At 50.4% G+C, this 14593-nt stretch carries 13 protein-coding genes; 8 read left to right on the forward strand and 5 right to left on the reverse strand.

The features are described 5' to 3' along the window. Window positions 1-8 precede the first annotated feature (8 nt). Both M1L66_RS10410 and M1L66_RS10415 read left to right on the forward strand, forming a co-directional pair. The gene (locus tag M1L66_RS10410) at window positions 9-1439 is read left to right on the forward strand and encodes a serine hydrolase (protein ID WP_434692758.1); all 1431 of its coding nucleotides are present in this window, start codon (window positions 9-11) and stop codon (window positions 1437-1439) included. A 43-nt stretch (window positions 1440-1482) separates the two neighbouring features. After that, window positions 1483-2163: an MgtC/SapB family protein gene (locus tag M1L66_RS10415; protein ID WP_187021619.1), complete on the forward strand. Its 681-nt coding sequence runs from the start codon at window positions 1483-1485 to the stop codon at window positions 2161-2163. Between the two features lie 79 nt (window positions 2164-2242). Here the strand turns inward: M1L66_RS10415 and M1L66_RS10420 are convergent, their stop codons facing one another. Both M1L66_RS10420 and M1L66_RS10425 read right to left on the reverse strand, forming a co-directional pair. Beyond that, window positions 2243-4078 carry a sensor histidine kinase gene (locus M1L66_RS10420; protein WP_434692761.1) on the reverse strand — a complete coding sequence of 612 codons (1836 nt, stop codon included), beginning with the start codon at window positions 4076-4078 and terminating at the stop codon, window positions 2243-2245. Then, window positions 4068-4802 (reverse strand): response regulator transcription factor, encoded by a 735-nt coding sequence (locus tag M1L66_RS10425; RefSeq protein ID WP_434692763.1) that lies wholly within the window; start codon window positions 4800-4802, stop codon window positions 4068-4070. Before M1L66_RS10425 ends, M1L66_RS10420 begins: the two co-directional genes overlap by 11 nt. A 538-nt stretch (window positions 4803-5340) precedes the next feature. Between M1L66_RS10425 and M1L66_RS10430 the strand changes: the two genes are divergently transcribed. The 5 genes from M1L66_RS10430 (at window position 5341) to M1L66_RS10450 (ending at window position 11702) form a co-directional block, all read left to right on the forward strand. Beyond that, complete coding sequence (locus M1L66_RS10430) at window positions 5341-6270, forward strand: carbohydrate ABC transporter permease (protein WP_434692765.1); 930 nt, start codon at window positions 5341-5343, stop codon at window positions 6268-6270. Then, the gene (locus tag M1L66_RS10435; protein ID WP_434692767.1) at window positions 6270-7109 is read left to right on the forward strand and encodes a carbohydrate ABC transporter permease; all 840 of its coding nucleotides are present in this window, start codon (window positions 6270-6272) and stop codon (window positions 7107-7109) included. The genes M1L66_RS10430 and M1L66_RS10435 overlap by 1 nt, the downstream gene beginning before the upstream one ends. A 171-nt stretch (window positions 7110-7280) precedes the next feature. Next, window positions 7281-8666, forward strand: a complete 1386-nt coding sequence (locus M1L66_RS10440) for an ABC transporter substrate-binding protein (protein ID WP_434692769.1) — start codon at window positions 7281-7283, stop codon at window positions 8664-8666. Window positions 8667-8845: 179 nt separating this feature from the next. Beyond that, window positions 8846-10585, forward strand: a complete 1740-nt coding sequence (locus M1L66_RS10445) for a DUF2264 domain-containing protein (RefSeq protein ID WP_434692771.1) — start codon at window positions 8846-8848, stop codon at window positions 10583-10585. Further along, the gene (locus M1L66_RS10450; protein WP_434692773.1) at window positions 10569-11702 is read left to right on the forward strand and encodes a glycoside hydrolase family 88 protein; all 1134 of its coding nucleotides are present in this window, start codon (window positions 10569-10571) and stop codon (window positions 11700-11702) included. The genes M1L66_RS10445 and M1L66_RS10450 overlap by 17 nt, the downstream gene beginning before the upstream one ends. Window positions 11703-11713: 11 nt before the next feature. On the opposite strand, the gene M1L66_RS10455 is transcribed toward M1L66_RS10450, so the two are convergent. Then, window positions 11714-11896, reverse strand: coding sequence for an AraC family transcriptional regulator (locus M1L66_RS10455; protein ID WP_434692776.1), 183 nt, complete (start codon window positions 11894-11896; stop codon window positions 11714-11716). Beyond that, window positions 11896-12066, reverse strand: a complete 171-nt coding sequence (locus tag M1L66_RS10460; protein ID WP_187021926.1) for a hypothetical protein — start codon at window positions 12064-12066, stop codon at window positions 11896-11898. The genes M1L66_RS10455 and M1L66_RS10460 overlap by 1 nt, the downstream gene beginning before the upstream one ends. Before the next feature lie 194 nt (window positions 12067-12260). On the opposite strand from M1L66_RS10460, the gene M1L66_RS10465 reads away from it, so the two are divergent. After that, window positions 12261-13118 carry a metallophosphoesterase gene (locus tag M1L66_RS10465; protein WP_434694233.1) on the forward strand — a complete coding sequence of 286 codons (858 nt, stop codon included), beginning with the start codon at window positions 12261-12263 and terminating at the stop codon, window positions 13116-13118. A 158-nt stretch (window positions 13119-13276) separates the two neighbouring features. On the opposite strand, the gene M1L66_RS10470 is transcribed toward M1L66_RS10465, so the two are convergent. Then, window positions 13277-14530: a transposase gene (locus M1L66_RS10470; protein WP_434689041.1), complete on the reverse strand. Its 1254-nt coding sequence runs from the start codon at window positions 14528-14530 to the stop codon at window positions 13277-13279. Between the last annotated feature and the right edge of the window lie 63 nt (window positions 14531-14593).

The raw sequence follows: 14593 nt of genomic DNA on the forward strand, positions 1-14593 counted from the left end.
AAACAGACATGGTAAAACGCTTTAACAGAATATGGAGCATTGCAATCAGCTTAAGCCTTTTGGCTTCGGTACCGGCCTTCGGTGATATTCCGATCGTCCCGCCCATAAGCGGCGGATCGGATAACGGAATTTCAGGGCCGGAGACAGCGGGACCTGGCGGGAATAATACCCAGAGCGGCCCGGGAGCTTCGACGGGAACAGGGAATTCGACGGGAACAGGGAATTCGACGGGAACAGGAACCTCGACAGGAACGGGAACTTCCACTGGATCGGGAACCTCGACAGGGCCGGGTACTTCCGCAGGCCCAGGGGCCACCCAGGGAAGCGGGACCGGCGGCAGTGTGGTGAACACATTAAAACAGCCGGAGATCCAGGCTCAGGGCGCGGTGCTCATGGATGCGGCCACGGGAAACCTGCTTTATTCGAAGGAGGCAGAGACGAAGTTTTACCCGGCCAGCATCACGAAGCTGATGACAGCTCTTCTGGTAGCGGAAAAGTGCAGTCTCGACGATACGGTTACATTTTCCAAGACGGCGGTTACGAATCTGGAGTCCGGCGCTGTTACACTGGGACTGGTGGAAGGGGACAAGCTGACGGTGCGTCAGAGTCTCTACGGTCTCCTTTTAAAATCTGCCAACGAGGTGGCCAACGGTCTGGCCGAGCATACGGCGGGGAGTATCAGCAAGTTTGCGGACATGATGAATGCCAGGGCGAAGGAGCTGGGCTGTACGAACACGAATTTTGTCAATCCGAACGGCCTCAACAATTCCAACCACTATACGACGCCTCATGATATGGCGCTGATCGCACGGGCGGCATTTCAGAATGGTACGGTAAGCAAGATCGCATCGACCTTAAGCTACCAGATTCCGGCGACGCAGAAGGCGGCGGCCCGCACGATATCCCTGGGCCACAAGATGCTGTATCCCAATGACGCCAGATACTACCAGGGCGTTATCGGAGGAAAGACCGGATATACTTCACTGGCGGGCAACACGCTGGTGACATGTGCGGAGCGGGACGGTGTGCGTCTGATCGCGGTTATCATGAAGAGCAAGTCTACACAGTATACGGATACCTCGGCTCTGCTGGACTACGGTTTTGCGCTGAAGAGCGGAGGCTCCCAGACTGCAAAGTGGCAGCAGGAGGGGGCAAAGTGGTACTTTGTAAAGAACGACGGAAACCGCGCCGCCAATGAGTGGATGACGATAGACGGTGCTGATTACTGGTTCGATTCCGACGGGACCATGGCTACGGGCTGGCGCCATTATTCCAACGACGCGTGGTATTACTTCAAGTCCGGCGGCGCTATGGCTTCCAGTACCTGGGTGGAGTCCGACGGCCAATGGTTTTACCTGGGCGCCGATGGGGCGATGATGAAGAATACGGTGACTCCGGATGGATATACGCTGGACGCGGCCGGCGTATGGGTGAAGTAGAAGACAATCCGCCATACAGGACGATCCGGACAGAGGTGATAATTTGAACGAATTTGTCATGGAACAGCTTATCTATGTGCTGAGGCTGGTGTCCGCCGCGTTATGCGGCGGACTAATTGGTTATGAAAGACAGAGCAGGAAGAAGACGGCGGGAACGAGAACCCATGTGATTATCGCGGTCGCTGCGGCCGCGATGATGATCATCTCCAAGTACGGTTTTAACGACGTGCTGGGAGACTATGTTAAGCTCGACCCATCCCGTGTGGCCGCGGGTATTGTGACGGCGGTGGGCTTCATCGGTTCGGGAATCATCATTTTTAGAAATAATAATGTAAACGGCATCACAACATCAGCCGGAATCTGGGCGACGGTGGGCGTCGGTATGGCCATGGGCGCAGGAATGTATGTGCTGGGAGCCGTCTCGACGATGATCGTGATGATTGTGGAGCTGTTTCTCGGAAGAAAAGGGTATTTCACAGGAAGATACGAGGAAGACAAAGAGCTGGAGATCGAATTTCGTGAGAATCCGGGAGAGGACATCCTGCGGTTCATCGAACAGACGCTGCGGAACGAGTCGTGCAAATCTGACAATATACAGCTGGCAGAAGAGGCGTCCTCCTGCGTGATGACCATGCAGCTGAAGCTTCCGGTGAATTACGATGTGATACGGCTGGCAGGGCTTTTTAAGTCCAGGAGTGAGATTAAACGGGTGTCCATTCAGTAGCAGGCGGATGGAGGCCGGATAAGAGGTTCAGGAATAGAGGAGAAGGCATGTGCGGGTAACCGCGGCATGCCTTCTTCTTTTATGTTTCGTCAGGTACCGGTATGGAAAACCAGATTACGGTAAACTTTCCACAGCGGCTGTTCATATGCAGAACGGAGCCTTCACCGTAGGATAAGACCAGACGGGAATTGGTGTTCGCCAGTCCGATATGCTGATTGGAGTTTCGGCTGGTCTCTTTTAGGCCTGCTCTGATCGAAGCCAGCTGATCGGCCGGAATGCCCCTTCCTGTGTCATAAATGGTGAAGTAGATACGGTCCTTTTTTCTGTGAATGGAGATGGAGATCAGACCCTTTTCCTTCTTTTCTTTAATTCCATGGTAGATCGCGTTCTCGACGAGGGGCTGCAGAATCATTTTTTTGACCGGGTAGATAGAGCAGTCCGGCGCGAGGGAAAACTTGACATCGAAGCGGTCGGTGTAGCGGAGCTTCATAATTTCAAGGTATTTCTTTAAATAGTTGATCTCCTCCTGGATCTTTACGTTATCCTGGGGATCACTGAGCGAGTAGCGCATGATCGCGGAAAGATACGATATCATCTGGCTGCACCGGTTCTCCGAGCCGGTCAGTTTGACGGATTCCCAGTAAATATTGTTTAACGTATTATGCAGGAAGTGGGGATTGATCTGGTGCTGAAGCGCCTGCATTTTGGAGAGCTGGAGCTTGGCTGCTTTTTCGGAATCCTGCATTTTTAAGTAGTCCTGCTCGATGAAGAGGCGGATTACGTTGAACAAGATGTATTCAAATGGGCTGGAGCTGCCTTTCTTTGGCTGACGGATCTGATTGACTGCGGTATCCGGTGTGCTGAATACGCTGATAATCTTATCGAGGTATTTGTAATCGTGCCGTGTCTTGAAAAATGCGATCATGCAGGCTACCGCGATCGCCGCCAGCGTGATGATGATGTACATGCTGGTCAGACTGATGGTCGTCCGGTAGATTTCATTCCTGGGGGTCAGCAGAAGATACGAAAATCCGTAGGATCTCGGTGACGGCAGGTACGTAGCAGTATACGATTTATAGTCCAGGTTGACGGCGTCCGCAGGGGAGGTGGCCGGAAGGGAGGCCATCTGCGCCGCAAGATCCAGAAGGTCGTCTTCCGGAAATTCCTCTGTTGAAGGCCAGACCAGGCGGCTGGAGGCATCCATCAGAAAGAGCTTCTGATCCGGAAATTCCAGCAGGCCGGACAGCTCGCTCTTCAGCTTGTCCGCGCTGAAGCTGAAGATGACCAGTCCGTTCTGGATATCGGTGGTTCGGCGGTACAGTTTCCGGTAGACCAACAGGCTGGGAGTCCGGTATTCTGTATACAGCAGCGGATCATCGGAAAACTCCATCCAGACGTCCTCTTCGCCTGCGTGACCGTAGGAGTTTAAGACGTCCTTTTCCTTATCAGGAGGAAAGGAGATGAGCTTTGAGCTTAAGGGCACGAAGATCCGGCTGTAGTCATTTTTATAATAGACATAGATATTCCTCAAATAGCCGTCGGTGTAAATCAGGTTCTGAAAGTTCAGCGAAATGTTCTCGACGGACTTGATGGAATCCAGCGACAGCGATTTCTCATCAAACGCGTTCTTTAACTGCAGCGTCACCCTGGGATTGGACGCAAAGAACAGGTATGCGTTGTCCACATGGGTATAAAAGGTCTCCAGAATATCATCGGCCTGGTTTAAGATTACCGAGGCCTTTTTTTCAGCCTCGCTGGTACTCTCATTCGTTGTCCGGAATATGCTGTACAGGCCGATGAGCAGAAGAGGGATCAGCATCAGAAGACTGTTGACCAGCAGGCTTCTGATGAAAAAACGGATTGTAGTGGAATGGTATTTCCGTTCCAGACCTTCAAGGATTGATTTATTTTTCATGGCTTCTGTACTCGGTCGGGGTGACGCCCCAGTAGGCCTTGAAGGCCCGTGCGAAGTTGTTGGGATTCACATAGCCGATCATGTTGCTGATGTTGTAGATCTTGGTGTCAGGATCCTTGAGGAACAAAGCGGCCTGCTTCATCCGCGCCTCGCCCAGCAGATCGGAAAAGGTTTTGGAGGTCTTCTGTTTGATCAGCTGGCTTAAATAAGAGGGGTTTAAATACAGGGATTCGGCCAGTGAGGACAGGGAGCCCTCCCTGTAATTCTGACTTAAGTAGCTTAAGACCTTCTGGATGATTTCATCGGTGGAGTAGTCCTGGGTATCGTCAGAGCTTACATTATATTTGGCATCCAGCTCATGTCGGATGGTTCCGAAGATATCCTTCAGCTCTGAAAAATTAGTCGGTTTTAAAACGTAATACCGGACGCCGTACCGGATCGCGTTCTGTGCGTATTTAAAGTTATCGTAGGCGCTTAAAAAGACGACCATAGGCCGGGCACCTTCCAGCTCCGAAACACTCTTTGCCAGCTCGATCCCGTCCATGCCGGGCATGCTGATGTCGGTCAGGATTACGTGGACGGAATGATCCTTTAGATAGTCCAGCGCTTCCTGGCCGCTGTCTTTCTGCCCGCATACGTGAAAGCCCTGCTCGTCCCACGGAAAACAGGACGCGAGGATATCGCGGGAACTGGCCTCGTCATCTACGATCAGTAGTTCATACATGGTATTTCCTCCCCCAGAATTAAGTGATTCCAGTATATCATGGGAAAGTTGCCACAGTCAAAGGTATAACCATGAAATCAATTTTCCCTAAAATAGAGATAGGCGGATAAAATAATGATAGATTGAAATGATAGGCGTTCACAATCGGCACAGGGGCACAAAAATAAGCGGGCATGATAGAATACAGTCCATGAGTTATGTTCCGAAGGGAATGGAAACTGTTGCCATTCGCAGCCTGCCGCAAGCCTTCGCTGCCGGGTCTGGCTCCTCCGGTTTACGCTCCGGTTCCAGTTCCGGTTTCGGGCATAAGCAGTTCTAAACGTGCAGTATTTTTCTAAAAACCAGGGAAAATGCCCAAACTCGCTTCGCTCAGACAAGTGGTCATTTCCCCTGAACGAAAAATTCTGCGCGTTAAGAACTGCTAATGCCCTGCAAAGTCACAGGAACCGGAGCGTAAACCAGAGGAGCCAGACCCGGCAGCAAAGGCTTGCGGCAGGCTGCGAATAACAACCGGAAATCAGCAAAGGAGGAAAGTATCATGTCGTCACTGAAACCAAAAACCGCAGGGGGCACTGCCGTGAGAAAGTATCCGAAGAACTGGAGATGGGGGCTGCTCTTCATTCTGCCATGGCTTCTGGGATTCCTTATTTTACAGGCTTACCCGTTAATCATGTCACTGTATTACTCGTTTACGAATTTCTCCATATTATCGGAAGGAAAATGGGTCGGATTTGACAATTACATCAGGCTGTTTACGAAAGATAAGTACTTCCTGAAATCGTTCTTTCTGACCTTTAAGTACGCACTGATGTCGGTGCCGATGAAGCTCGTCATGGCGCTCATCGTAGCGATGATCTTAAATATGCGTCTGAAGGGGATCAACCTGTTCCGGACGGTTTACTATCTGCCGTCAATCATGGGGGGAAGCGTGGCCATCTCCATACTCTGGAGATTCATGTTTATGAAGGAAGGCATGTTAAACAAGATGCTGGGCGCCGTACATATTCCGGCTGTCGACTGGCTGGGAGATCCGGACATTGCGCTCGTAACCATCAGCCTACTGGTGATCTGGCAGTTCGGCTCATCCATGGTGCTGTTTCTCGCAGGGCTTAAGAACGTTCCGACAGAGCTTTATGAGGCGGCTTCGGTGGACGGGGCGGACAAATGGGTCCAGTTCTGGAATATTACATTTCCGATGCTGACACCCGTCGTGTTCTTTAACCTGATCATGCAGATCATACATGCGCTGCAGGAATTCACCTCCGCCTTCATTATCACCAACGGCGGACCGAACCACGGAACGTACCTGATGGGAGTCAAGATATATGAGGACGCCTTCCAGAATCTGAAAATGGGATATGCTTCCGCATCCTCCTGGGTGATGTTTGTGGCAATCCTTTTGATTACGCTCCTGGTATTCCGCTCGTCAAGCGCGTGGGTATTCTATAACGATGGAGGAATGGACTGATGAGAAGTAATAAGAATAATCTGATCGCCTACGTGATCCTGATTGTTGTGGGCGCAGCTATGATTTATCCGCTGTTCTGGCTGTTTTTCGCCACATTTAAGGACAATAAGGAGCTGTTTGGAAAGATGACCCTGCTTCCGGAGCACTTCTCTTTTTCGGCATACAGAGAAGGCTGGAAGGGAAGCGGGCAATTTTCCTATTTGACATTCTATTTAAATACATTTAAGCTTGTTATTCCGACGGTTGCACTGACCGCCATTTCTACCGGGATTGTTGCATACGGCTTTGCGCGATTTAAGTTTCCGATGAAGAAGCTGCTGTTCATGCTGATGATCTCCACACTGATGCTGCCGGACGCGGTTATTATGATCCCGCGGTACGTGGTGTTCAATAAGTTTGGCTGGGTTGACACCTACCTGCCGTTCTGGGTTCCGGCGGTCCTGGCATGCTATCCGTTCCTGATTTTTATGCAGATACAGTTTTTGAGGGGAATCCCGAGAGAGCTGGACGAATCGGCCTATATGGACGGCTGCAATCCGCTGATGGTATATGTGAGAATTCTGGCGCCGCTGATGAAGCCCTCCATTTTCTCCGTTATTATTTTTCAGACGCTCTGGAGATGGAACGACTATTTCAACAATCTGGTATATATCAGCAGCGTGAAGAACTATACGCTGTCGCTGGCCTTAAAGATGTCGATCGATAGCCAGGGCGCATCTACACCGTGGAACCAGATACTGGCCATGTCTTTTCTGTCGCTGATTCCGCCGGTGCTGCTGTATTTCTTCGCACAGAAATACTTTGTGGAAGGAATCACAGCCGGAGGTATCAAGGGATAAGAACGCTATTATTTCACAGGACGAGTTTTCCCGTGAAGTAATAAAATGATAGGCTTATAATATGAAGATAGAATCTTATGATAGGCATCTGCAATCTGAGAAGGGGCTTGGAAAAATAGATTTGTGATAGAATACAGATAAAGGGAAAACGATAAAGGAGGAAATATTTTTATGAAGAAACAGTTAATGAAACGCGCTGCACTGGTGATGGCCGCTTCCATGGCGGCGGTGTCCTTGATGGGATGCGGATCGGGAGCAGGAGATAAGAAGACAGATACGACGGCGGCGGAAAGCAGTACCGCGGCAGCAGGCGCCAATGACAGTACGGCAGCGGAAACCACAGAAGCCAGCAAAGAACCCGTGACACTTCGCTTTTCCTGGTGGGGGAGTGACAGCAGGCATCAGGCGCTGCTGGCGGTGATCGAGGCCTATGAAAAAATGAATCCCAACGTGAGCGTGGAGGCGGAGTATCAGGGATACGATGGGTACTATGAAAAAATCATGACGACACTCTCCAGCAATACAGCGCCGGATATCATACAGCTTAGTAAGGAATGGCTGCCGGATATTCAGGGGGCGAAACACTATCTGGCGGATTTATCGACGCTGCCGGTGGATTTGAGTACGCTGAAGGACCGCCTTCTGGAGATTGCGGGTACTTACAACGGAGAGCCTAACATGTTCCCCTATACGGTAGGAGGCTCCGTTACCTATGTAAATACAGATTTTGCTAAGACCTATGGAATCGATTTAAGCAAGAACTACACATGGGATGAAATAAAGGAATTAGGGAAATCGGTTCATGAGCAGGATGAGGATGCCTATCTGATGACCGCAGATGCTGACATGCTGAACCGGTTGTTTGTACAGCCTTATCTGGCACAGAAAACAGGGAAACCGCTGATCGACGAAGCAACCTATACCATGAATTTTACGGAAGCGGAAGCTGCGGAAGCGTTTCAAAATGTAGTGGAATTATATGAGACCAATACGCTGGAACCGTTTGGGGAAGCGGCAACCTTTGCGGGACAGGCCGACCAGAACAACAAATGGATTAACGGGAAGATCGGAATGATCGTTGACTATACCGGAAGCGCGCCTAAGTATATTGCTTCCATCGAGAGTCCTCTGGATGTAATTTCAATGCCTGTTACCAGTGATGCAAAATGCAGCGGCGTCGCCTACAGCGGAGACAGAGGCTTTGCAATCAACGATAACTCGTCAAACAAAGAAGAGGCGGCTAAATTCCTGGATTTCCTGATGAATGATCCGGAATCGATTGCTCTCTGTAAGACCGATGTCGGTTACTGCCCAACCAGGCAGTCTGATGATATTTTGATTGCCGCGGGCGTAGTGAGTGAAATTCAGAAGAAAGGCGTCGAGATATCAGAGCCGGATTCCTATACCAATAATATGATCAGCGGTAATACAGAGCTGGAAGTGATCCGAAAAGATCTGATTCAGGAGGTCGTCTACAAGGACATTACGCCAGAAGAGGCGGCAAAGGAACTGGTGGAGCAGTATCAGGAAATCCTGGAAGAACTGAAAGCAAAATAGACCAGGAGAGACAGAACAGATACGTCTGTTAAAGAGATCGTGTAACGGTACTATAGGAGGATGTTGTAAAACTGCATGTAATCGATACTGGAGGCAGAAACAGAAATTTCTGCAGCTGGTACGGATGGCGGCGTTTTGCAGCAGCCTCCATTTTTATAGAGTGAAGGAGGAGAAAGAAAATGAGAGACAAGGCGTATTATCAGGGACTGCTGTTAAATATGGCAGAACCGCTCAAACCACACTACAGCAAAGACTGCGCCCATCTGGAGCTGGGGGCGGCCGCGGCTGGATACGGCAGCCAGATCGCCGGCATGGAGGGATTTTCAAGGGTTTTGTGGGGGCTGGTTTCGTACTGGGCCGGCGGAGGCACGGATGAAAGTCTTCTGCCGGTTTACCGGAAAGGCCTCTCTGCGGGCACGGACCCGGAGTCGGAGGCATACTGGGGGGATTTACACGACAAGGATCAGCGGATGGTTGAAATGGCTGCGATCAGCTACGGGATCCTGATGGTTCCGGAAAAATTGTGGGATCCGCTGGAAGAGAAGGAAAAGAACCGTCTGGCGGACTGGCTGTATCAGATCAACCGGTACTCCCAGGCAGACAACAACTGGCAGTACTTTAAGGTGATCACCAACCTGGCGCTGCGCAGCGTGGGGAGGAAGTGGAGTGAGGAACAGGTAAAGGATGCCATGGACCGGTACGAATCCTTTTATATTGGAAATGGCTGGTATTCCGATGGAAAACGGCCGCAAAAGGATTACTACACATCCTTTGGAATTCATTTTTACTGCCTTCTCTATGCGGCTTTCATGGGACAGGACGATCCGGGCACTGCAGAACGGTTCAAGTGCCGGGCGGCGAAATTTGCAGAGACCTTTCTCTATTGGTTTGATGATGAGGGGAAGGCGCTTCCCTTTGGCCGTTCCTTAACCTACCGCTTCGCGCAGGCAGCGTTCTTCAGCGCCTGCGCCCTGGCCGGTGTGGAGTGCATTTCATGGGGGGTGATGAAGGGGATTCTGGAACGCCACATGGAATACTGGATGGCGCAGCCGGTCTTTGACAATGGAGGTGTCCTCACCGTCGGTTATACGTATCCGAATCTGCTGATGTCGGAGAGCTACAATGCCCCTGGCTCGCCCTACTGGTCGTTTAAGACCTTCGTATGCCTGGCCCTGCCTGACAGCCATCCGTTCTGGAAGGCAGAAAGCGAGCCGCTTCCGAAGCTTTCGGAGGTTCTTGCGGTGAAGGAATGCGACATGGTGCTGTGTCACCGGAAACACGAGGTTGTGGCCCTGACCGCAGGCCAGTATCCGGTGATGGAGCATCCGTTTGCGGCGGAAAAATACGCCAAGTTTGCCTATTCGTCCGTATTTGGATTCTGCGTATCCCGCTCCTTTCATCAGCTGGAGCAGGCGGGAACCGACAGCATGCTGGCTTTTTACGCGCATGGCATGTACTACGTCCGGAGGGCGTGTCTGGAATACCGTGTTTCGGAGAACGGTGTTTATTCCAGATGGAGCCCGGTGGAGGGCATCGAAGTGGAGACGTGGCTTCTGCCAGTGAAAGGCGGTCATAAGCGCAGACATAAGATAACCAGCACCATATCCTGCGTGGCCTATGACTGCGGTTTTTCCTATCCCAACTGTATGGAAGAGACGAAAAAGACGGAGGGAAGAGGAGCTGCGGAGGTATCCGATGATCATGGCAAAAGCCGGATCGAAGCCGAACATGGAGACGGAGACGGCGTTGTCATTACGGCTCTGCCCAATATGAATCTCATTTTCCCCAATGTCTGTATACCGGCAGTCCGTTTCGCGGTTACGGCAGGAAAAATGGAGATCGGGACACTGGTGGAAACAGAATTTACGGATCGGAAGATTGTGATCGGAGGAGGAAACTGTTATGCTCTGGGAGATTGATGGTGAGACCCATATCTGGGCGGAGGAAATCTGGTGGAAATTAGAACGGAAGCTGGAGGCCCAGTGTCTCCGTCTCGGCTCCATGATGCCCTATGTTCCTGTAAACGGCGTCTACGAAGATATGGGAAAGAAGGAGCTTGCGGCCTGGACAAATGGGTTCTACAGCGGAATTCTGTGGCAGATGTATCATGCGGCAGGAAAGGAATGTTACAGAAAGGCCGCGGAGGGAATCGAGGTGCGGCTGGATGAGGCTCTCGCTTCCTATATAAAACTGGATCACGATGTGGGCTTCCTCTGGCTGCATACAGCTGTGGCCGACTACCGGCTGACCGGCAGCGAGGCTTCCAGAACGAGAGGCCTTCACGCGGCGGGAATTCTGGCAGGCCGCTACAATCCAAAGGCCGGATACTTAAGGGCGTGGAACGGGGAGCGGTCCGGAATCGCAATTGTGGACTGCCTCATGAATCTGCCGCTTCTCTATTGGGCAGCGGGAGAGCTTCATGACAGCGCACTCCGTCAGATCGCAGTGAACCATACCGACATGGCGCTGAAATACATCATCCGGCCGGATGGCTCCTGCAACCATCTGGTGGAATTTGACCCGGAGACCGGAGAATATCTGGGAAATCCGGGCGGTCAGGGCTATGAGAGCGGTTCCTCCTGGAGCCGGGGGCAGGCATGGGCCGTCTATGGCATGGCGTTGGCCTACCGGTATACCGGAAATACAGCGTATTTGGACGCATCGAAGCGGGTGGCTCACTATTTCTGCGCCAACGCGGCGATAAACGGATATGTGCCGCTGATCGATTTCCGGGCGCCGGAGGAGCCGCGCTACCTGGATACGACGGCGGGAGTCTGCGCCGCGTGCGGACTTTTGGAACTGGCCGGACACGTAAAGCCGCTGGAAAAAAATCTGTACGTGAAGTCGGCTATCCGCTGCTTAAAGGCGGTTACAGATGAGTACTGTGAGTGGGACCCCAAAAAGGATTCGATTGTCTCCCATGGCTCCGCCAGATACGACCGGGCCGCCGACCGGGAGGTGCCTGTTATCTATGGAGATTACTTTTTGGTGGAAGGAATTCTCCGCCTTTTGAATAAAGACTTTTTGATCTGGTAACGATGCGGGGGCTATCGGCCCCTGTACTGCTTCGGGCTCATACCATACATTTCTTTGAATTTCCGATAAAAGAAGTTCATATTCGTATACCCGCAGAGCTCTGCGATCATCGGAGCATTCGGCAATACCCTGGGCTTTTTCCTGATTGGGATTGGAGGAAACGTGCTGCCGGTTATCAGTGCCGGATTTATCATCAAGGGCCTGACCAGCGGCGGGCGGTTACGACGGTCTGGCCGCGGTCCAGACAGAGACTGCGAAGCATGCAATTGTCTTTGCATTCGGCTACTGAAGCATCATCTGGCATAATCCGGTTCCCAATAGGCTGCTGTACCACAAAACGGTACAGCGGCTTTTTTCGTTTCACGGAAAGCCCATTCAGGAAAGCCCATTCAGGAAAGCCCGTTCGGATAAACGCGAAAGCTTAAGTATGCTTTGCCTTGACGCGGCATACTTTTTCAGTGTATGATGATACAAAATCAAAAGCTGTCAAAAGAAATAAAATGAAATAATATTAAATAAAATGAAGTGGAAGACTGGTGAAAGATGAGGAAGAATGATATGTGGCTTGCCGCCGGTGTGCTGTCTGCCGCTGCAGGAGCGGGACTTTTGCTTCGCTCGCAGTATGAGAGGGAGCAGCTGTCCGTAGAGAGGACGGAGATTCTGACTGAAAAGATAACGAGAGACTGCCGGATGGTGTTTCTCTCTGATTTACATGATCATGAGTTTGGAGATCATAATAAACGCCTGCTCCATGCGGTCGATGAGGTAAAACCCGACGTGATCCTGATCGGGGGCGACATGATGGTCAGCAGGGAAAGCGCGGATCTGCGGGTATCCCTGGAACTGATTGGGGAACTGACGAAACGCTGCCCCGTCTATTACGGCAATGGAAACCATGAGACAAGGATGAACCGGGAACGGAAGAATTTCGGGATGCAGTATGACATCTATGTGAGGGAGATAAAGAAAATGGGAGTCCGTTACCTTTCCAACAGGACTATGGAGTTCCGGGATGATATCGCCGTCACCGGAATCGATCTGGCGGAACGGTATTATAAGAAGTTCCATCCCGACCATCTGCGGCCGGAGGAGATTGGACGGCTGGCGGGACCGGCTGAACGGGAGCGGTTTTTAATCCTACTCTGCCATTCGCCCCTCTTTTTCGATTCCTGCCGGAAATGGGGCGCCGATTTGACTCTGGCCGGCCATTTTCATGGGGGAACCATACGCCTTCCGTATCTGGGCGGGGTCATGACCCCTCAGTTTCAGTTCTTTCTGCCGTGGTGCGCCGGAACATTTGAGGAGAGCGGGAAGTACATGATCGTGAGCCGCGGCCTGGGAACGCATTCCATAAATATCAGGCTGAACAACAAACCGCAGCTTGTGGTGGTGGATTTAAAGAGAAAAACAGGTTAACTTGAGTTTCCGCAAATTGTAATTGAAAAATGAATATAGTAATCAAAGGTGCCAATCTGCCGTTTTTTGAAATGCTGGCGAGTGGCAGAATAATGAGTAGAGGCACTTTAACAAGCCCCGCCGGAACCGGACTTTGGGAGATTTATTCTTTTATCTATTTAAGCGGTCAGCTTAAGGCTGAGTTGACGGTATGCAGGACGTTTTGTCCTGAACCAGAGTCTGACGCCCTCTTTTGCATACGACAGTATGCCGGAGATCCCTTTTGCCAGCCGATAATAGCAGAAATGCACTTTTTCTTTCACCGGATCTGCTGTCTTTATAATGGAAACCTTAAGGGCATTCGTCTCTGATTTCATGGTGATCTGTGCAAGGAATGCCATGCATAAGGTAATATAAAAATTTAATGCGTTTATGGCTTTGAGTTTTCTTACCCTGAAATTTTCAAACTGGAACATCTGTTTTTTACACCGGAAATATTCTTCGATCCGCCACCTGGAAAAGTATTGCTTTGCTACAGCGATCACATCCTCTTTTGAACGGATTGGTTTATTTGTGGCAAGCATCATAGGATGCTCTGTGATACCATAAACCAGCACCAGATAAATGTCCTTTCTGGAGGCGGTGATCTGTACCTTCACATGGGAAAGATAAGCTTCGTGTTCTTTTCCTTTATAAAATAGAGGGAGTTTTACTTTTCCTTTCCTACGGTTACGCAGCTCCGTTGCAAAAGTCCATTTATTATGGTAGAGCAGCTTACGTTTGGCAGTAAGGCGTATGACATAGTCCTGTCCCATGGAATCCAGCTTGAGAAACATCTTGTTATCATCATAGCCACGGTCCATGACAAAAGTCGCTTTTCCAAACAGGGAATTGGCCCGCTCCATAGCGGAGAATGTGACATCGTTAATGGAGGTAAAGTTTTTTTCACTGGAAGAATGGATCTCGGAAAAGAGACTAAGCGGATGATTGTTGTTGGTGAGGACCGTGGCTTCGGTAACATGATAGCCCTTTTTATAGAGATTTTTTGTGGCAGTGCTTTCGGAACCATCACGTACCCATCCAAGCGATTCAAATTTGTAACCATCAGGCTTGACAACATCACTGTCGTCGATATGGATAACGGGCTGAGCAGGACACCATTTTTTAACCTGTGTGAGGTAAGCTTTCAGAGCTTCCCCGGGAGTCCCCTTGGCAAGGTGGTGTGAAAGGCGGTCAACAATGTTGATTTTTTTGGAAGTTTCATGGAGCTGGTCAACAATATCCGTAAGCAGGCAGCTTTTGGAAGCGAGGATACCATAATTCATTTCAGCAATAAATTTGCGTTCCGGTTTAGGAAGCTTTCTTGAAAATTTATTTGAAAAAGTTAAAATTTCCCGTTTCATTTGGTAAGTATTTGATGTAAAATAAGCCATAAGGAATCCCCTTTCTTTTTGTTTAGTAAGATTTTTGTTTGGTAGCTTAATTTTACATCAAAA

The sequence above is a fragment of the Hungatella sp. SB206 genome (genome assembly GCF_051132295.1).
Lineage (GTDB): Bacteria > Bacillota > Clostridia > Lachnospirales > Lachnospiraceae > Hungatella > Hungatella effluvii.

Excerpts from the sequence above, each read along its gene's own strand:
- M1L66_RS10410 (WP_434692758.1), top strand. The coding sequence starts at position 9 with ATGGTAAAACGCTTTAACAGAATATGGAGCATTGCAATCAGCTTAAGC.
- M1L66_RS10420 (WP_434692761.1), bottom strand. The coding sequence starts at position 4,078 with ATGAAAAATAAATCAATCCTTGAAGGTCTGGAACGGAAATACCATTCC.
- M1L66_RS10425 (WP_434692763.1), bottom strand. The coding sequence starts at position 4,802 with ATGTATGAACTACTGATCGTAGATGACGAGGCCAGTTCCCGCGATATC.
- M1L66_RS10430 (WP_434692765.1), top strand. The coding sequence starts at position 5,341 with ATGTCGTCACTGAAACCAAAAACCGCAGGGGGCACTGCCGTGAGAAAG.
- M1L66_RS10435 (WP_434692767.1), top strand. The coding sequence starts at position 6,270 with ATGAGAAGTAATAAGAATAATCTGATCGCCTACGTGATCCTGATTGTT.
- M1L66_RS10440 (WP_434692769.1), top strand. The coding sequence starts at position 7,281 with ATGAAGAAACAGTTAATGAAACGCGCTGCACTGGTGATGGCCGCTTCC.
- M1L66_RS10445 (WP_434692771.1), top strand. The coding sequence starts at position 8,846 with ATGAGAGACAAGGCGTATTATCAGGGACTGCTGTTAAATATGGCAGAA.
- M1L66_RS10450 (WP_434692773.1), top strand. The coding sequence starts at position 10,569 with ATGCTCTGGGAGATTGATGGTGAGACCCATATCTGGGCGGAGGAAATC.
- M1L66_RS10455 (WP_434692776.1), bottom strand. The coding sequence starts at position 11,896 with ATGATAAATCCGGCACTGATAACCGGCAGCACGTTTCCTCCAATCCCA.
- M1L66_RS10465 (WP_434694233.1), top strand. The coding sequence starts at position 12,261 with ATGTGGCTTGCCGCCGGTGTGCTGTCTGCCGCTGCAGGAGCGGGACTT.
- M1L66_RS10470 (WP_434689041.1), bottom strand. The coding sequence starts at position 14,530 with ATGGCTTATTTTACATCAAATACTTACCAAATGAAACGGGAAATTTTA.